At 35.8% G+C, this 17,858-nt stretch carries 21 protein-coding genes and 3 pseudogenes; 17 read left to right on the top strand and 7 right to left on the bottom strand.

All coding sequences use genetic code 11. The annotated features are described in order from the left end of the window. Positions 1–319: 319 nt before the first annotated feature. On the bottom strand, positions 320–1,261 hold the full coding sequence (locus HGD76_RS18255; protein WP_168696605.1) for an ISAs1 family transposase: 942 nt from the start codon (positions 1,259–1,261) through the stop codon (positions 320–322). 123 nt (positions 1,262–1,384) lie between these two features. Here HGD76_RS18255 and HGD76_RS18250 point away from each other — a divergent pair, with 123 nt between their 5' ends. After that, positions 1,385–1,579, top strand: coding sequence for a hypothetical protein (locus HGD76_RS18250; protein WP_168696604.1), 195 nt, complete (start codon positions 1,385–1,387; stop codon positions 1,577–1,579). After that, positions 1,572–1,814 carry a hypothetical protein gene (locus tag HGD76_RS18245; RefSeq protein WP_039203720.1) on the top strand — a complete coding sequence of 81 codons (243 nt, stop codon included), beginning with the start codon at positions 1,572–1,574 and terminating at the stop codon, positions 1,812–1,814. Before HGD76_RS18250 ends, HGD76_RS18245 begins: the two co-directional genes overlap by 8 nt. A 57-nt stretch (positions 1,815–1,871) precedes the next feature. Here HGD76_RS18245 and HGD76_RS18240 read toward each other — a convergent pair whose 3' ends face one another. Further along, positions 1,872–2,054, bottom strand: coding sequence for a hypothetical protein (locus HGD76_RS18240; protein WP_027401740.1), 183 nt, complete (start codon positions 2,052–2,054; stop codon positions 1,872–1,874). 59 nt (positions 2,055–2,113) lie between these two features. Here HGD76_RS18240 and HGD76_RS18235 point away from each other — a divergent pair, with 59 nt between their 5' ends. Beyond that, positions 2,114–2,236, top strand: coding sequence for a helix-turn-helix domain-containing protein (locus tag HGD76_RS18235; RefSeq protein ID WP_233466921.1), 123 nt, complete (start codon positions 2,114–2,116; stop codon positions 2,234–2,236). 261 nt (positions 2,237–2,497) lie between these two features. Here the strand turns inward: HGD76_RS18235 and HGD76_RS18230 are convergent, their stop codons facing one another. After that, positions 2,498–3,631, bottom strand: coding sequence for an ISAs1-like element ISAsp2 family transposase (locus HGD76_RS18230; protein WP_168694588.1), 1,134 nt, complete (start codon positions 3,629–3,631; stop codon positions 2,498–2,500). Positions 3,632–3,811: 180 nt separating this feature from the next. Here HGD76_RS18230 and HGD76_RS18225 point away from each other — a divergent pair, with 180 nt between their 5' ends. From HGD76_RS18225 to HGD76_RS18215, 3 genes are all read left to right on the top strand, one after another. Further along, positions 3,812–4,012, top strand: coding sequence for a YgiT-type zinc finger protein (locus HGD76_RS18225; protein WP_168696603.1), 201 nt, complete (start codon positions 3,812–3,814; stop codon positions 4,010–4,012). Positions 4,013–4,274: 262 nt separating this feature from the next. Beyond that, positions 4,275–4,538 (top strand): type II toxin-antitoxin system ParD family antitoxin, encoded by a 264-nt coding sequence (locus tag HGD76_RS18220; RefSeq protein ID WP_053538670.1) that lies wholly within the window; start codon positions 4,275–4,277, stop codon positions 4,536–4,538. A gap of 2 nt (positions 4,539–4,540) precedes the next feature. After that, positions 4,541–4,867 (top strand): type II toxin-antitoxin system RelE/ParE family toxin, encoded by a 327-nt coding sequence (locus HGD76_RS18215; protein ID WP_233466920.1) that lies wholly within the window; start codon positions 4,541–4,543, stop codon positions 4,865–4,867. Positions 4,868–5,231: 364 nt separating this feature from the next. Here the strand turns inward: HGD76_RS18215 and HGD76_RS18210 are convergent, their stop codons facing one another. After that, positions 5,232–6,011: an Abi family protein gene (locus HGD76_RS18210; RefSeq protein ID WP_168696602.1), complete on the bottom strand. Its 780-nt coding sequence runs from the start codon at positions 6,009–6,011 to the stop codon at positions 5,232–5,234. A 295-nt stretch (positions 6,012–6,306) separates the two neighbouring features. Here HGD76_RS18210 and HGD76_RS18205 point away from each other — a divergent pair, with 295 nt between their 5' ends. From HGD76_RS18205 to HGD76_RS18180, 6 genes and pseudogenes are all read left to right on the top strand, one after another. Further along, entirely contained in the window at positions 6,307–6,459 is a 153-nt protein-coding gene (locus HGD76_RS18205) for a hypothetical protein (RefSeq protein ID WP_210967655.1), read from the top strand. Positions 6,460–6,843: 384 nt separating this feature from the next. Beyond that, positions 6,844–7,377: pseudogene (locus HGD76_RS18200) on the top strand (IS1634 family transposase); the annotation flags it as partial. Positions 7,378–7,570: 193 nt separating this feature from the next. Further along, entirely contained in the window at positions 7,571–8,704 is a 1,134-nt protein-coding gene (locus HGD76_RS18195) for an ISAs1-like element ISAsp2 family transposase (protein ID WP_168694588.1), read from the top strand. Positions 8,705–8,984: 280 nt separating this feature from the next. After that, a pseudogene (locus HGD76_RS18190) lies at positions 8,985–9,236 on the top strand (IS1634 family transposase); the annotation flags it as partial. Positions 9,237–9,602: 366 nt separating this feature from the next. Then, positions 9,603–10,019: a XisH family protein gene (locus HGD76_RS18185; RefSeq protein WP_039203728.1), complete on the top strand. Its 417-nt coding sequence runs from the start codon at positions 9,603–9,605 to the stop codon at positions 10,017–10,019. Then, positions 10,007–10,342, top strand: a complete 336-nt coding sequence (locus HGD76_RS18180; RefSeq protein ID WP_039203727.1) for a XisI protein — start codon at positions 10,007–10,009, stop codon at positions 10,340–10,342. Before HGD76_RS18185 ends, HGD76_RS18180 begins: the two co-directional genes overlap by 13 nt. Before the next feature lies 1 nt (position 10,343). Here the strand turns inward: HGD76_RS18180 and HGD76_RS18175 are convergent, their stop codons facing one another. From HGD76_RS18175 to HGD76_RS26300, 3 genes and pseudogenes are all read right to left on the bottom strand, one after another. Next, entirely contained in the window at positions 10,344–11,195 is an 852-nt protein-coding gene (locus tag HGD76_RS18175; protein ID WP_210967645.1) for a hypothetical protein, read from the bottom strand. Between the two features lie 88 nt (positions 11,196–11,283). Beyond that, positions 11,284–12,054 (bottom strand): annotated as a pseudogene (locus tag HGD76_RS18170) (ISAs1 family transposase); the annotation flags it as partial. Next, complete coding sequence (locus HGD76_RS26300; protein ID WP_407644784.1) at positions 12,048–12,221, bottom strand: hypothetical protein; 174 nt, start codon at positions 12,219–12,221, stop codon at positions 12,048–12,050. The gene HGD76_RS26300 and the pseudogene HGD76_RS18170, both read right to left, overlap by 7 nt. A 333-nt stretch (positions 12,222–12,554) precedes the next feature. Between HGD76_RS26300 and HGD76_RS18165 the strand changes: the two genes are divergently transcribed. The 5 genes from HGD76_RS18165 to HGD76_RS18145 all read left to right on the top strand — a co-directional run bounded on the left by HGD76_RS18165 (position 12,555) and on the right by HGD76_RS18145 (position 17,751). Continuing rightward, positions 12,555–12,776, top strand: a complete 222-nt coding sequence (locus tag HGD76_RS18165; RefSeq protein WP_053538672.1) for a ribbon-helix-helix domain-containing protein — start codon at positions 12,555–12,557, stop codon at positions 12,774–12,776. After that, a complete protein-coding gene (locus HGD76_RS18160) occupies positions 12,734–13,021 on the top strand; it encodes a type II toxin-antitoxin system PemK/MazF family toxin (RefSeq protein ID WP_233466919.1) in 288 nt (95 codons plus the stop codon). Before HGD76_RS18165 ends, HGD76_RS18160 begins: the two co-directional genes overlap by 43 nt. A 185-nt stretch (positions 13,022–13,206) precedes the next feature. After that, entirely contained in the window at positions 13,207–13,956 is a 750-nt protein-coding gene (locus tag HGD76_RS18155; RefSeq protein ID WP_168696601.1) for an SDR family oxidoreductase, read from the top strand. Between the two features lie 97 nt (positions 13,957–14,053). Beyond that, positions 14,054–14,500: a hydrogenase maturation protease gene (locus HGD76_RS18150; protein WP_148765446.1), complete on the top strand. Its 447-nt coding sequence runs from the start codon at positions 14,054–14,056 to the stop codon at positions 14,498–14,500. Between the two features lie 482 nt (positions 14,501–14,982). Next, entirely contained in the window at positions 14,983–17,751 is a 2,769-nt protein-coding gene (locus tag HGD76_RS18145) for a bifunctional acetate--CoA ligase family protein/GNAT family N-acetyltransferase (RefSeq protein WP_168696600.1), read from the top strand. The last annotated feature ends 107 nt before the right edge of the window (positions 17,752–17,858 follow it).

Raw genomic sequence — 17,858 nt, 5'->3', positions numbered from 1 at the left:
TCAACAATATAAGCCACCATTAAAAACCCTGTATCTGTTCACATTATCTCACCCAACCATTACTAGGGATTACTAGAGCGATAGCGAAGCGCTGCTGCAAGCAGATCGTGTAAATATTCACCTCACCTGAGAATTATCACCTGAACTAAATCAAATCCTATTTTGTGCAGTTTAAAATGTAAAAAATAACTTAATACTCCCTTAACTATCAATCAATAGTAATCAGGGTAGAAATATTAAAATTTGACAACGGGAGTGATTTTGAATAAAGAGGATATCATCCAGGGTTAGCGCATCTCAAACGCTATTGACAGAAGAATTACAGTAGAGGAGAATAGTTTGCTATGGATGCTGCTAACACAGAAACCATGTATTGATCATTCATGGCAGCTCGTCGTGATTTTTGTCGAATACTGCGACGAAAAGTTGGTTCTCTGTCTAAGGCATTGAGGGCAATACGACGTAGTAAGGCAAAGTTTTGTGGACTGTGCATGGAACGAATTCGACATTCATCTTCATGGAAAGTGACATCCAATGTCCAATGAACAGAGTTTTCAATCCCCCAATGCTGTCGAATTGCACTACCAATTTTGTTAGCATCACTATCAAGACTAGTAATATAAAATTGAATTTCATGGGTAGTTTTATTCCAATGCTGAACCTTACGAACTACCATGACTACTGTTGTTAATCCTGCCCATTGGTTTTGTTCATAAAGTGCTGGTAATTGTGAAATTGGAACAGTATAAACTGTCCGATTTTCGATGCGGTGATGTCCTTTTTCCACCCGTTGACTAATACTAACATCAACACCCTTAAAGTTTAGAGATTGTGCTGTTTTAAACCAATTTTTCACTTGTTGATGTAGGGTGGGATGATTATCTTTTAGGCTTAAAATATAATCAGCATTTCCAGCTATGATTTGTTCGGCAATTGATTTTTGTGTACCCATTGCATCAATAGTGATAATACAGCCAGATAAGTCCAGAGTCTCTAATAGTGCTGGAATTGCGGTGATTTCATTTGATTTACAACTGACCTTTGTTTGCCCTAAAATTAACCGATGTTCACTTGCCCATGCACTCACTGTATGTAAGGAAATGGTCATAATATCGGTGAGTAAATGCAATCGAGTTCTTTCTGCTCTAGGGTCTTTTATTCCCGTAAAGTGTTGCAGAAAGTTACTGGTAATCTCTTTACTGTCTACACTGAGTGTAACAGATGTTCTGGTTTTGCACTTCTTCTTAAATCCTGTTGACATTACTTAGATACAGCGGCTAGATGGGTTATATATTAACTTACCTTGAGTTGTGTCACTTGAACATCCTCCCACATATCAAATAAATCCCCTTGTCAATAGGGTTTGAGATACGCTAACCCTGGCATGGCAGATGACATCAAACGTTCTAAGGGGAAATTTGACTATCTAGCAGAAACTAGAGATTGGGGCGCAGCTACAACTGAGGGGCGTTGCAAAAAACTTGCTAGAGGGAAAGGTAAGCGATTAGTCGAAATTATCGACACTGAAACTGGAGATTTACCAATTATTTGTATTTTTGAGGATTACTCAGATGAGTGAAACAGCTACTCAAGTTCCTATCACTACTATTGTTCCTATGCTGACTGCTATTAGCGATCGCAATTGGGAGCAATTCAAAAAGTTAGAGCGTGATTTTGTTAATCAGTATGGTGTGGATGTATGGGAGGACGTTTTTAATTTTCGGCTTAAACCTGCATTAGACAAGGATTCTGACCGATGGCTACTAATTCAATGGTGTAGCAAGGGTATCAAATCAGTAAAAATCGTTGCTTAGTTAGTGAAGCAGGGGGTAGAAACAGCTAGATAATTTCTACCCATAACTATCCTTATCTTACTGTTTGTCTAAGTCTTCAATAAGTTGATCAACAAAATCCCTTAACCGTTGCGGCCAGTCAGGGACGGTTTTAATTTTCTCCCTTTGCCCTTTCCGACCTTTAAAACAAATTGGTTGAGCGTCTAACTCAGCTTTGAGGATTTTTTTAGCGCCAAGTTTATTATTTTTCTCAAATCTCATTGACATTAACCTTAATCGTTGGTATACTTACTATAATATAACATTGAAAGGTCGAATCAATGCTTTTATCATTCAAAACTGCACTAATTCCAAATAACCGACAGATTACAGCTTTTCGCAAGGCTTCTGGAGTAGCTAGACACGCCTATAACTGGGCAAATGCTCAGGGGAAACGCATCTAAATTATCTTGACAGAATACTATATTAGTGCATCAATATGGGAAAATATCTAACTTCATTCAAAATCTGATAAATTCCTTTATTAAAATTATAAAAATTTCATAAATTTAGAGTAATTATTTATTTTTAATGATGGATTTATTTTGTTCAGTTCTATATATTAATATCTATATTTTTTGGCATCAAAAATATAGATTCTATTGTAGAATCAACAGAAAAATAAATTGGTTATATTTATATTTGTCTATATTTTCTGATTTTTATCAGATACATTCTAAAATCTTCTCTAAATATTCATCATCCCATCCTGCACAAAACTGCTTACTTTTAGTTCCTAGTTTTTGGCTTTTTTCTTTTCCTAAAAGATTAACTGCTATATGACGAATAACTGCAAAGTTTTGTGGTGCATTATCCTTTCTTATCCGACAATCATCTTCTCTAAAAGCTACATCTAAAACCCAGTGTAATGAATTCTCTATACCCCAATGAGTGCGGACTGATTCTCCTAGTAATTTCGCATTATTTGTCAAACTACTTATATAATAGCCTGTCTCAACCTTCGTTTTTCCATTAACTTTTCGTATATATTCTACCATTCCTACACTTTGAAGATTTACCCATTTCTTATCAGTATCTATTCTTTCTTCTATGTCTGATAACATGAGATAATGACGAATCTCTTCTCTTCCATGTTTGTCTTCTTTTGTATGAAATTCACTATATTTGAATCCCTCAAACCCTTTAGATATAGCTTCTTTGAAGATTTCTTCTACATTCTTATATAAATTACCTTGATTCTTTTTGAGTGCGATAATATATTCGCCTGATTTTTCTGCAATTGATTTTACTATCTCTTTTTGACACCCCATCGCATCAATCGTTACTAAACATCCGGCTATATCTAATACTTTAATTAATTCCGGTATGGCTGTTATTTCATTTGACTTTTCTTCTACTTTACATTGTCCTAATACTAATTTATTACTAGTTGCCCATGCACTTACCATGTGAATCGCACCTTTATCCTTTCCTTTATCATATGAATGCCTTAATGTTTTCCCATCTATTGCTATGACTTCTCCTTCTGTAATTTTATTGATAGATTTTATCCAACTCAAAAAACAATTCTGGAATTGTTGCGGATCTATTCTCGCAAATACTCTGGCGAATGTATCATGAGATGGAATCCCGTTTGGAAGTTCTAAAAATTGTTTTAGCCATTTTTCTTTCTTTTTTCCATAAGCCTCCATCAATACCCAACTATCTACTCCACAGATCACTGCACAAATCGCAATGGTTACTATATCTATTAATTTATGCCTTTTTGTTCTCTCAACTCTTTTATCTTCTAAATCTTTAAAGTGATCTACTATTGTGATTTTTGGTGGTAGCTTCATTTTGTGAATTTTGTCTCTTTAGTTTTATTGAGAATACCACTTCAACTCATTTTATTGATTCTTATAGAAACGAATTTACCATCAAATTTTCTTCATACTCATTTATTGGCTTGATATTAACATGGTAATACTGCCCTTTTTATCTATTCATAGAAGTTACATTTTGTCAAAAAAAATTAGATGCGTTTCCCCTGCAGAGGAACAGCCCCATTTACCATTGATAGAAAAGGCTATCATATTTCTTGGGATGCAATTCCAGCATGGGTTTGTGACCAATGTGGTGAATCACTTTTTGAAACTCATGAAGTCGAATTAATTCAAGAAGCCCTCACCGTTTTAGATCGAGAAACAGCCGATTTAGTAAGTTCATCATCACCTTAGTTAGTAGGTTGGGTTGACGCAAGAAAGCCCAACAATAATGATATAAAAATCAAATCTCTTCTTTTCTTCCTTCGTGTACTTCGTGTCTATCCCTACGGGACGCTACGCGAACGTGGTTCATTAAATAGTAGTAATTTAGGTTGACACAAGAAAACCCAACATTATCCAAACCACCTAACCATCAAGAATAGTTTTTTCTACCAATGGCAGAAAATGACAAAAACTGCCATAATATAAAAAAGTATATTCAAGAACTCACATTATGAAAAGTATGAATATTTCCTTACCTGACACCATGCGCGATTATATAGAAGAACAGGTAGCGCAAGGTGGTTACAGCAGCGTTAGTGAATATTTTCGGGAATTAGTGCGACAAGACCAAAAACTCAGAGCAAATGAACGACTACAAACAATGCTCTTAGAAGGATTAAACTCAGGAAATGCAACAGAAATGACTGCACAAGATTGGGAAGATATTCGTCAAGCAGTTCGTGAAAAAACTAACAAACGTCAAAGTGCAATTTAGCCATGATGTTTGCAATTAAAAAAAGACCTCAAGTTATCCGCGACTTGATAGATTTAGCCACTTACATAGCAGAAGACAGTTTAGACGTTTCCGACCGCTTTTTAATAGCAGCAGAAACAACATTTAAACAATTAGCTAAAACTCCAGCTATGGGGAAATTGACAGATTTTCCTCATCCCAATTTAGCAGATATTCGACAACAATCAATTAAAGGATTTAGAAAATATCTAATTTTTTATCGTATCACTGAATCAGAAATTGATATTTTGCGAGTTATTCATGGTGCAAGAGACATTGCAACAATATTAGATGAGGATTTAGAAATATGAGTAATTAGGTTGGGTTGACGCAAATACAGGGCAAACGCACCTAAATTCTGTAATCCATGCCCAGCAAGGGTTTTAACTTTTAGTTACAAAACTTAACAATCGTCAAAACCTTTGTCCAGTAAGCATTCTAAAAATAAGATGCGCTTGCCCTGGACGCAAATAAACCCAACAAAACCCACTATTAATAACACTAAATCGCACCTGAAAACCTTACCCTGTATCTGTTTACGTTATCTCACCCAAGCATTACTAGGGATTAATGGGGCGATAGCGAAGCGCTGCTGCAAGCAGTTCGCTGTGATCGTGTTGGTGCATTAAGAGATATTACTCCCATTTGAATGTTTGATTGGATGGGGGTATTATATTATGATAGTGATCTCATGCTAGATGGTATTGAATTTACCAATTTCTCAAATTGATTATTTTCTTCAAAAAAACATAAAGCGTCTTCACTTAACCAACCTAGTAATTCCTTAGCATTTTCGTAGGTTGTCAGTAATCCATCAAATGATAAGTTTCTAGTATTAAAAACAGGTTCATGATGAAATACACGGTTACGTATAATCCTTATTTCGTTTAAAATTCTTCTTATTCGTTTCATGTCGCGCATAAAATTGTGTTTTTCAGGAGCATTTGGAAAAACTTCATGAATATAACGAGGAGAAACAATATGCCATATAATTCTGTCATAGTCAGATCCCATAATTTCTGTCCAAAAACCAAAGTTTAGCTCTGGAGTTAAAGTATCTGATGTAACTATTTTATGGTAAATTGGGTTATTAATTTTTTTATTCTGCTTGTTAATTTCTTCTTTTGCTGTGTCTATCTGTTTTAATAATCTTGCTCTTTGAGTATTACCATTTTTGTCGTGCCATTCCGTTGCAGCTTTTCCATTTAACCACTTACCTGCTTTTTCCTCAAACCAATTATCCCCAAATTCTTTAACAAGTACATTACTAATACGATTTCGTAAAGCTATTTCAAATACACATAGGAATGAATATAGAGATTCTGATAAACTCATATTCAGTGTATATAGTTTCAAGGCTTCTATCTTATCTTCATTGGTCGCACTCAAATACGTTGAAAGGCGTGATTCAGAAAAAATGATACAAAGATTATCATAAGTAATAGGGTTAATCATGTTAAAAATTTCAGTATTAATTATGTCATAAGACAAATGCGTTAAAGATGAGTATATAACTTAGAGTTACGGAAATTGGAACTATTTGTTTTAGAGACTTGACAAATCTGTAGATATTAGATACCATGAGTTTGTGAGCCTTGGGTACTCCTCGGAGCAAAGAGTTGGATACGGCCTTCAAAACGTAAATTAGGCTTGATCACAATTTAGAGTTCCCGACCCCAAGGTAAGAATTTTTTAAAACTGAATAACCGTTTTTGAAGTCATAGGTTAATTGCTGGGTGGCGCAGCGGCGATGTTAGAACCGATCATGTTACGCAGTAATTCTAAGCTTGATTCTTTCGCCTGGAAGCGTGGGGAAACTACGGCTAGTGTCGGTGAGTTGATGGCTTTTAATGGGTTGACTGCGGAAGCGTTGACTAAGCGGGCTATTGAGTTGGTGCATTAAAGATTTTTAACCCACATTCCGCACCCCAAACTGTCACAGATCAAAAAAGCCCTTAAAGTAGTACATAATAACTAAAGTCAATTCAAAAATTAAGATGCTTAATGATAATAAATAGCATTAAAAGCGAAATGGTGTGAGAAACAGGGCAAACGCACCTAAATTCTGTAATCCATGCCCAGCAAGGGTTTCAACCTTTAGTTACAAAAATTAACAATCGTCAAAACCTTTGTCCAGTAAGCATTCTAAAAATAAGATGCGCTTGCCCTGGTGTGAGAAAGTGAAACTTGGTAACAAAAGAAAAAAATGAATTGATAACCAAATAAGAAATAATTGATAACAACAGAAGTATGAGAGGAAACTGTTGTGAAATTAAAACCTCAAGAAATGGAAATTCAGAACATAGACCATCTAGGGATAGTAGCAGGAATCATAGATTCAATCGGAATAGTAGAAATAATAAATGAATTAATAGGAGTCGAAAAGGACGAAAAAGTAAATGCAGGTCAAGTAGTAAAAGCCATGATAATAAACGGGTTAGGATTTGTCTCCAAACCGTTATATATGTTTCCCAAATATTTTGAAACAATAGCCTGTGAGCATTTAATAGGAGCAGGAGTAAAACCAGAATATCTCAACGACGATAAATTGGGGAGAGTCATGGATAAACTGTTTATAAAAGGCTTAGATACAATCTTTTTTATCATCGCAGTAAAAGCAGCCCAAAAATTTGGAGTATCACTATCAACATCACATCTAGACTCATCATCAATGCACGTGCATGGGCAATATAATACCAGCTTACCATTCGTAATATTTGAAAGTCAAAAGGTAGAAAATAGTCCAGAATTAAAAGAATTAGCAGTAAAATCACCCAAAGAAATAACCATCACCTACGGTTATTCCCGTGACCACAGACCCAGGGGAAACGCATCTAATTTTTTTTGACAAAATGTAACTTCTATGAATAGATAAAAAGGGCAGTATTACCATGTTAATATCAAGCCAATAAATGAGTATGAAGAAAATTTGATGGTAAATTCGTTTCTATAAGAATCAATAAAATGAGTTGAAGTGGTATTCTCAATAAAACTAAAGAGACAAAATTCACAAAATGAAGCTACCACCAAAAATCACAATAGTAGATCACTTTAAAGATTTAGAAGATAAAAGAGTTGAGAGAACAAAAAGGCATAAATTAATAGATATAGTAACCATTGCGATTTGTGCAGTGATCTGTGGAGTAGATAGTTGGGTATTGATGGAGGCTTATGGAAAAAAGAAAGAAAAATGGCTAAAACAATTTTTAGAACTTCCAAACGGGATTCCATCTCATGATACATTCGCCAGAGTATTTGCGAGAATAGATCCGCAACAATTTCAGAATTGTTTTTTGAGTTGGATAAAATCTATCAATAAAATTACAGAAGGAGAAGTCATAGCAATAGATGGGAAAACATTAAGGCATTCATATGATAAAGGAAAGGATAAAGGTGCGATTCACATGGTAAGTGCATGGGCAACTAGTAATAAATTAGTATTAGGACAATGTAAAGTAGAAGAAAAGTCAAATGAAATAACAGCCATACCGGAATTAATTAAAGTATTAGATATAGCCGGATGTTTAGTAACGATTGATGCGATGGGGTGTCAAAAAGAGATAGTAAAATCAATTGCAGAAAAATCAGGCGAATATATTATCGCACTCAAAAAGAATCAAGGTAATTTATATAAGAATGTAGAAGAAATCTTCAAAGAAGCTATATCTAAAGGGTTTGAGGGATTCAAATATAGTGAATTTCATACAAAAGAAGACAAACATGGAAGAGAAGAGATTCGTCATTATCTCATGTTATCAGACATAGAAGAAAGAATAGATACTGATAAGAAATGGGTAAATCTTCAAAGTGTAGGAATGGTAGAATATATACGAAAAGTTAATGGAAAAACGAAGGTTGAGACAGGCTATTATATAAGTAGTTTGACAAATAATGCGAAATTACTAGGAGAATCAGTCCGCACTCATTGGGGTATAGAGAATTCATTACACTGGGTTTTAGATGTAGCTTTTAGAGAAGATGATTGTCGGATAAGAAAGGATAATGCACCACAAAACTTTGCAGTTATTCGTCATATAGCAGTTAATCTTTTAGGAAAAGAAAAAAGCCAAAAACTAGGAACTAAAAGTAAGCAGTTTTGTGCAGGATGGGATGATGAATATTTAGAGAAGATTTTAGAATGTATCTGATAAAAATCAGAAAATATAGACAAATATAAATATAACCAATTTATTTTTCTGTTGATTCTACAATAGAATCTATATTTTTGATGCCAAAAAATATAGATATTAATATATAGAACTGAACAAAATAAATCCATCATTAAAAATAAATACTTACTCTAAATTTATGAAATTTTTATAATTTTAATAAAGGAATTTATCAGATTTTGAATGAAGTTAGATATTTTCCCATATTGATGCACTAATATAGTATTCTGTCAAGATAATTTAGATGCGTTTCCCCTGATGTCTACTGGTTTATACTTTGGCTCAACGTCATATTAGAAATGCTCTTTTGGAGTCTAAATCAACAATTAAAAATCAATTAGGCAAAGCAACTAATCGTCCTACTTTACGCTGGATTTTTCAATGCTTTCAGTGTATTCATTTGGTTACACTCAGCCAAGAGAAACATATTTCTAATTGGAATAAGGACAGAGATTTTATCTTGAGTCTTTTACCAGATGATTGTTTACGTTACTATCAATTAGTCAGCTAATTATCATCTCTATCAATTTAATTTCTCTTGTAAAGATGAGCTAATCTCTTTGATTTATAGCTCCATTTTACTATGTCTATAATTTCGTTTTTTACTTTAATTGATTAGTCTAACTTATAATTGTTTCTTGAATATCTTCTTTCGCTTATCTATTGACCTCTCCAGGTGGTGTGCATTCTTATTGCTTCTTATTGAGAATAGGTTTTGATGACATTTTTGGTGATTTACTGTTTCTCAAATGCCTTTTTTCACTTTATCTGTTTGTTTTGATGCTCCCTTTGATTTTCATCTCCGTAATTTCCCTCTGTAACATTTTGGGGTGCGGAATGTGGGCTATAATTGCAAGTAAATTAGAGAAAGATAACGATGGCAGCTAAAGATAGATTTCATGCTGTGGTTAGAATTGCTTTGGAAAAGGAGCAGTGGCAGATAACCGATGATCCCCTGCGACTCGAAGTAGGCGGAACAAAGTTTGAAATTGACTTAGGTGCCCAGCAACTATTAGCAGCAGAGCGAGACCAAGAAAAAATTGCAGTTGAGATTAAAACTTTTTTGAGTGATTCACCACTAACCGATTACCATGCTGCGTTAGGACAGTTTTTGAATTATCGGCTGGCCTTAGAAATCAGTGATCCAACTCGTATTCTCTATTTAGCTGTGCCTGTAGTTGCTTATGAAACTTTTTTTAAGCGGGAATTTGCCCAAATTTCATTAGAAAGATATCAAATTAAACAAATTATTTATGACCCGATTCAAGAGGTAATTGTACAATGGATACCATAAAGTCTTATCGGCATATAATTCAGTCGTTGTTGACAGATTACGCTGCTATCCCCATCGCTAATGGGTCGATAGATTGCTACACTGTTTTTGATCCGAAACAAGACCATTACCAGGTCATGAATGTGGGATGGGATGGCCATCGGCGGGTATATGGTTGTGTTTTACATTTGGATATTAAGCAAGGAAAGATTTGGATTGAGCAAAATATGACGGAAATGAGAGTAGCCCAAGAACTTGTGGATCTGGGGGTAGCAAAGGAAGATATTGTGTTGGGGTTTCAAGCTCCGGAAATGCGGCAATATACGGATTATGCAGTTATATAATTTAAGAGAAGGGATAGCGATAAATTTCAGTATGGAAGGCATCCCTCCCATCTTTCACGATAGCTATCTCTACTATTGCTCCAATAAACGCCCCTAGAATATCCGGTGCTAATTCCCTAGTAATCCTGCTAAATGCCTGATAACCAATAGCTTTAGCCACTTCTAGCAATTCCTGAACAACTTCTGGAGGTGGACTATCTTTGATTAGAGGTAAATAGTCATTGACTAAGAATTTTTCATCTTCTGAGAGTCCAGAAAAATTATTACTACCCCTATATAGAGCTTCTATTAGGACTAGTAATATTTTTTTGAGGGCATTGAACCCACCAAATTTACTAGCTATTTTAGAAATATAGGGCTGTGATAATTTGCTTATTTTAGCAACGGCTTTTTGTGTACATTTAATTCCTGTGTCTATACATTGCTTAAATGCTTCTAATAGATAATATCTGCTTACCTGTTCTCTATCACCTGCTGTTGGTGTAATCTCAAAAGCAGTGGTTTTGGTTAAGGTTGCACCGGGGTAATAATCTAGTAGGTAACTTAAATCGTCATCACTGGTGAGATAAATTGTTAGTGCTTCATCAGTGCGACGGTTTGCTCGTAGTCTTCCTCCCATCTGAATAATCTCTGCTTTCACTAAATGCTCTATATACTCCTGAAATTGGGGATTATCTTTACTAGTGTCGTAATCCCCTGTTAAAGTTGCGTATTTAGAAGCTACAGCCCCTATATCCTGATAAGGTGAACCTATCGCAAATAAAGCATCGTGATTCATGTATTTATTAGTACCGCGATTATCCTTAAACCAGTAACCTTCACCATCTTGTTTATGTTTAAGGTGGTCAATCACTCCTAAATTTTGATGATTAGATGCTAATGCTGTTTTTGTGGCATCTAATTGCAGGGTTAGCGCATCTCAAACGCTATTGACAGAAGAATTACAGTAGAGGAGAATAGTTTGCTATGGATGCTGCTAACACAGAAACCATGTATTGATCATTCATGGCAGCTCGTCGTGATTTTTGTCGAATACTGCGACGAAAAGTTGGTTCTCTGTCTAAGGCATTGAGGGCAATACGACGTAGTAAGGCAAAGTTTTGTGGACTGTGCATGGAACGAATTCGACATTCATCTTCATGGAAAGTGACATCCAATGTCCAATGAACAGAGTTTTCAATCCCCCAATGCTGTCGAATTGCACTACCAATTTTGTTAGCATCACTATCAAGACTAGTAATATAAAATTGAATTTCATGGGTAGTTTTATTCCAATGCTGAACCTTACGAACTACCATGACTACTGTTGTTAATCCTGCCCATTGGTTTTGTTCATAAAGTGCTGGTAATTGTGAAATTGGAACAGTATAAACTGTCCGATTTTCGATGCGGTGATGTCCTTTTTCCACCCGTTGACTAATACTAACATCAACACCCTTAAAGTTTAGAGATTGTGCTGTTTTAAACCAATTTTTCACTTGTTGATGTAGGGTGGGATGATTATCTTTTAGGCTTAAAATATAATCAGCATTTCCAGCTATGATTTGTTCGGCAATTGATTTTTGTGTACCCATTGCATCAATAGTGATAATACAGCCAGATAAGTCCAGAGTCTCTAATAGTGCTGGAATTGCGGTGATTTCATTTGATTTACAACTGACCTTTGTTTGCCCTAAAATTAACCGATGTTCACTTGCCCATGCACTCACTGTAAGGAAATGGTCATAATATCGGTGAGTAAATGCAATCGAGTTCTTTCTGCTCTAGGGTCTTTTATTCCCGTAAAGTGTTGCAGAAAGTTACTGGTAATCTCTTTACTGTCTACACTGGGTGTAACAGATGTTCTGGTTTTGCACTTCTTCTTAAATCCTGTTGACATTACTTAGATACAGCGGCTAGATGGGTTATATATTAACTTACCTTGAGTTGTGTCACTTGAACATCCTCCCACATATCAAATAAATCCCCTTGTCAATAGGGTTTGAGATGCGCTAACTCTGCCAACTATTACTAGGGATTAATAGAGCGATAGCGTTCGCGAAGCGTCCCGGAGGGAACTAGCGCTGCTGCAAGTAGTTCGCTGCCATCGTGTAAATATTCACCTCATCACCAAAATTATCACCCGAACTAAATCAAATTCTATATTTACAAACTACTAGACTAAAAATATCAAATTAGGCTATACTACTTATAGTATGACTGTGAGTAGGATATGGCTAAAATCTCAATTTCATTGCCAGAGGAACTACTAAATTACATTGACCAAAAAGTTGAAAACCGTAGTGCGTTGATTGAAAATCTCTTGAAACAATGGCAAGAAAAACAACAAGATGAAGCACTAGCCGCAGCTTGCGCCTTGGTTGATGAATTAGAATTAGGTTGGGAAAGTGAATGGCAAAACATAGCGATTACCGAATGGGAAGCATCTGGATAGTAACATTTGACCCATCCGTAGGTACAGAAATTCAAAAAACTCGTCCAGCACTGATAATTTCTGGGACTTTGTTTAACAACCAACGCAGCAAAGTCACAGTTTTACCTTTTACTTCCGCAAAACCGAATAACCCCCGCATTTCACCTGCGGTAGTTGAAGTACCTATATCAGCACAAAATGGACTTTCTGTGGGCGGAATGTGGGTTATAACGAATATGCAAAAAATACAGGCTATGTTTACATAAGTTTGTTTTCAGTGTTTTTGTGTCTTATCAGAAATTTCTCAAATCTTTATGCTAGTTTTAAAGCAAAGGATAAATCGTAAGCATTCAGCTAATTCACATCACCTGCCAATATACAATTATGCCTTTTGGTGGAATTTGGGTCGTAAAAAACTTTTTATAATCTTATAATAAAGCAGATTTAAACTATGAAAAACTTTGAAGATAAAGTTGTTTTAGTCACAGGTGCTAGTTCTGGTATTGGTCGAGCAACAGCAGTTGCCTTTGCCAAAGAAGGGGCAAAAGTTGTTGTTGCCGCCCGTAGGGTTAAGGAAGGAGAAGAAACTGTTGAATTAATCAAAAAAGCAGGTGGAGAAGGTCTTTTTATTCAAACTGATGTTACTCAAGAAAAACAGGTTAAAAATCTAATAGGAAAAACCGTTGAAATCTATAGTCGTCTTGATTGTGCTTTTAATAATGCCGGTTGTTTGAGTGTCAATCCAATTACAGAGGAAACAGTTGAAAATTATGAACAAGTCTTTAATCTCAATGTTAAAGGTGTATTTCTTTGCCTGAAATATGAAATATCTCAAATGTTGAAGCAGGGAGGGGGAACAATTGTTAATTGTGCTTCAATTTTGGGGTTAACTGGTTTATCTCCTACACATCTTTATACAGCTAGTAAACACGCGGTATTAGGCTTAACTAAAACAGTGGCTTTAGAAGTTGCCCAATCAAATATTCGTGTTAATGCAGTATGTCCGGGGGTGATTGATACAGATCTGGCTCGTCCTTTTTTTTCTATTCCTTTTTATCGAGAGTTTATTAACAAACATCCCATGGGTAGAGTCGGAAAAGAAGAAGAAGTTGCTAATGCAGTAGTTTTTCTTTGTTCAGATCAGGCTTCCTTTATTACGGGAGAACACCTTGTCATAGACGGAGGTTTTATGGCTCAGTAAATGACTTCAAAAATAACAATTTATTTGATGTTTCAAAAACATTTAGGAGGAAAATTAAAAATGCCGTGTTGTACTAGATCAAAAGAGTTGAAAAATAATGGTACGTGCATTGGTGATTGGTTATGGCAATGATTTACGTGGTGATGATGCTATTGGACAACAAGTGGCAAAAGCTATCAAAGATTGTTGTTTATCATCTGTGCAATCCATTGCAGTTCATCAATTGACACCAGAATTAGCTGCACCTTTAGCAAATGTCAATTTAGCAATTTTTGTTGATGCCTGTATCAATTCCCAATCTGGTCAGGTGCAGGTGCAATCATTATTACCGTCTGAGTTGAATACTATTAATACCCATATTAGTAATCCGTCATCCCTACTTGCCCTTTCTCAAATCCTCTATGGTCATTGTCCCTCAGCGTGGTTAGTCTCAGTCCCAGGAGTAAATTTTGAACTGAGCGATCGCATTTCACCAACAGCAGAAACAGGTATAGCGATCGCCATAGTTACAATTATGCAAATTCTTAATACAATTGAAAAATAGGGTTCTGTCCAGAAGCAGTGGTGTCAACTTCAGCTAAAAATAGTTTATTTATTGGCTTCCATACCCGCACTGAAATGATGGTGTAGCGTAAGCCATATTTTCGGGCTAATAGCCAAACTTTACTTAAGTAGGGCTTGCTGAAAAAGTCTTTTCGTGAGGGCTAGGAGTCAGGAGTCACCGAGTCAGGAGGAAGAATTAGAAGGAGAGAAGAATAGTCTCAAATTTCAGAAAGTGATAGGTTTTTAATGGTTTCAATCCTTATTCCTTGCACCTAATTCACTTTTTTAACCGGGAAACTCTTAATCTATCTAGGTTTTCGGTTTATTCAGCAAGCCCTAAGTAAACTGAGGATTTTTGAGAATTTTTAGTCATCTTTAGCTGACTTTAGCTATGAGACTGGGAATTCATTCCCAGACGGGCTTTTTCCATCAATATTGTACCTCATTCAATAGCATACCGCTATAACTGATTAAGGAGTAGTCATGGAAGCACCTATCAAACCAATCATCAACAAGCCTTACAATATCTTTTGTCCAGAGAAATTAAACCCATTAGATGCCATTTTTGCACCTAACACTGTTGCTGTCATTGGTGCAAGTGAAAAACCCGGAAGTGTGGGACGAAATCTACTTTGGAACTTAATCACTAATCCCTTTGGAGGAACTGTTTTTCCCGTTAATCCTCAGCATTCTAGTATATTAGGAATTAAAGCTTATTCTACTATATTTGATGTTCCTGAAAAAATAGATTTAGCTGTTATTGCCACTCCTGCATCTACAGTCCCAAAAATTATTGCTGATGGTGTTGAGTCCGGAATTAAAGGAGCAATTATTATTTCCGCCGGATTTAAAGAAGTAGGTGAAAAAGGTCTAACTTTAGAACAGGAAATCCTGCAACAAGCACACCGAGGAAAAATTAAAATTATTGGACCCAATTGTTTAGGAGTAATGAATCCAATTTCCGGTTTAAATGCCACATTTGCTAGTAAAATGGCACTACCAGGAACAGTTGGCTTTATTAGTCAAAGTGGAGCATTATGTACATCAGTTCTTGATTGGAGTTTACAGGAGAATGTTGGTTTTAGTGCCTTCATTTCCATTGGTTCAATGTTAGATATTGGTTGGGGAGATTTAATTTATTATCTCGGAGATGATCCCCATACTAAAAGTATTGTAATTTATATGGAATCCATTGGGGATGCGCGTTCTTTTCTGTCAGCAGCGCGAGAAGTTGCATTAACAAAACCGATCATTGTCATTAAAGCCGGTCGTACTACAGCCGCAGCTAAAGCCGCAGCTTCTCACACGGGTGCATTAACAGGAAATGATGCTGTATTAGATGCAGCTTTTCGCCGTTGTGGGGTATTACGAGTCAATAGTATTTCTGATTTATTTGATATGTCAGAAGTATTAGCAAAACAACCCCGTCCCCAAGGTTCACGATTGACGATTTTAACTAATGCTGGTGGTCCAGGAGTATTAGCAACAGATACATTAATTGAAAATGGAGGAGAATTAGCAGCAATTTCTCCAGAAATAATGACTTCCTTAAATGACATTTTACCCCCGCAATGGAGTCATAATAATCCTATTGATATTTTAGGAGATGCTGATCCCCAACGTTATAAAAAAGCTTTAGAAATTGTCACAAAAGATCCCAATAGTGATGGGTTATTAGTGATTTTAACACCTCAAGCAATGACAGATCCTACCCAAATAGCCGAACAATTAAAACCTTATGTACAAATGTCTGGTAAACCAATTTTAGCCAGTTGGATGGGTGGTGCTGATGTAGCTGCGGGACAACAAATTCTTAACCGTCAAGGTATTCCCACTTATGCTTATCCCGATACAGCAGCGCGGGTATTTAGTTATATGTGGAAATCCAGTTATAACCTGCGCGGTATTTATGAAACTCCAGTTTTACCGACATTAACTTGTGATGCTAATACTCGTAATTGTTCCATAGTCGAAAATATTATTCAAGCCGCAAAAACAGCAAAAAGAACAATTCTCACAGAATTTGAATCTAAAGACATTTTAGCCGCTTACGGCATTCCTGTAGTTGCAGGTTGCATTGCTGAAAGTGCAGATAAAGCAGTGGAATGTGCAGAAAATCTGGGTTATCCCGTTGTTTTAAAACTTTATTCTCAGACTATTACCCATAAAACTGATGTGGGTGGTGTGCAGTTAAATCTGCAAAATGCGGAATCGGTAAAACTTGCTTATCAAAATATTGAAACATCAGTAAAACAGAAAGCTAAAGCCGCAGATTTTCTCGGTGTAACTGTACAACCAATGATCAAAACTGATGGCTATGAATTAATTATTGGGAGTAGTTTAGATCCGCAATTTGGACCTGTATTATTATTTGGTGCTGGGGGACAATTGGTGGAAGTTTTTCAAGATAGTTCTATTGCCCTTCCTCCTCTCAATACTACCCTAGCCCGGCGAATGATGGAACAAACTAAAATTTACAAAGCCTTGCAAGGGGTCAGAGGACGGAAAAGTATTGATATTGCTGCTCTTGAACAATTAATGGTAGAATTTAGTCAATTAGTTGTGGAACAACCTGGGATTAAAGAAATTGATATTAATCCCTTGTTGGCTATTCCTCCCACTCCTATACATCCTGGAGGATTAATTGCCTTAGATGCGCGGATAGTTTTACATTCTGCCGATGTGGAAAAACATCAATTACCAAAATTAGCTATTCGTCCCTATCCTAGTCAATATATTAGTGATTGGAAATTGAACAATGGTACACCAATTACTATTCGTCCTATTCGTCCCGAAGACGAACCATTAATGGTAGAATTTCACAAAACCTTATCAGAAGAAAGTGTTTATTTCCGCTATTTCCACATGATTAAATTGAGTCAACGCATTACCCATGAACGACTCACCCGAATATGCTTTATTGACTATGATCGAGAAATGGCTTTAGTTGCAGAATACCAAAATCCCGAAACAGAAAATAGGGAAATATTAGCAGTAGGAAGATTAAGTAAATTACATGGTAGTAACGCGGCAGAATTTGCTATGCTAGTTAGCGACAAATTTCAAGATCAAGGCTTAGGGACAGAATTACTCCGCAGATTGTTAGAAGTTGGTAAAAACGAGAAAAGTTGCTGTATCTATGCTGATATTTTAGCTGATAATTCAGGTATGCAACGAGTATGTGAAAAACTTGGGTTCCAAATCACAAATACAAGTGATACAACAGTATTAAGGGCAGAAATTAAACTTTAAATGGGGTTTCCTGAAAAATTTTTTCAGCAAGTTATAATTAGGTGGACAGGAATCTGTTACAGTATTAGTCTGTAAATAAAAGCTACATAGCATAGATGTTTTTGAAT

This window comes from Dolichospermum flos-aquae CCAP 1403/13F, from assembly GCF_012516395.1.
Classification (GTDB): domain Bacteria; phylum Cyanobacteriota; class Cyanobacteriia; order Cyanobacteriales; family Nostocaceae; genus Dolichospermum; species Dolichospermum lemmermannii.
The sequence above is the reverse complement of the archived record's forward strand: the minus strand, read 5'-3'. Positions and strand labels throughout refer to the sequence as shown.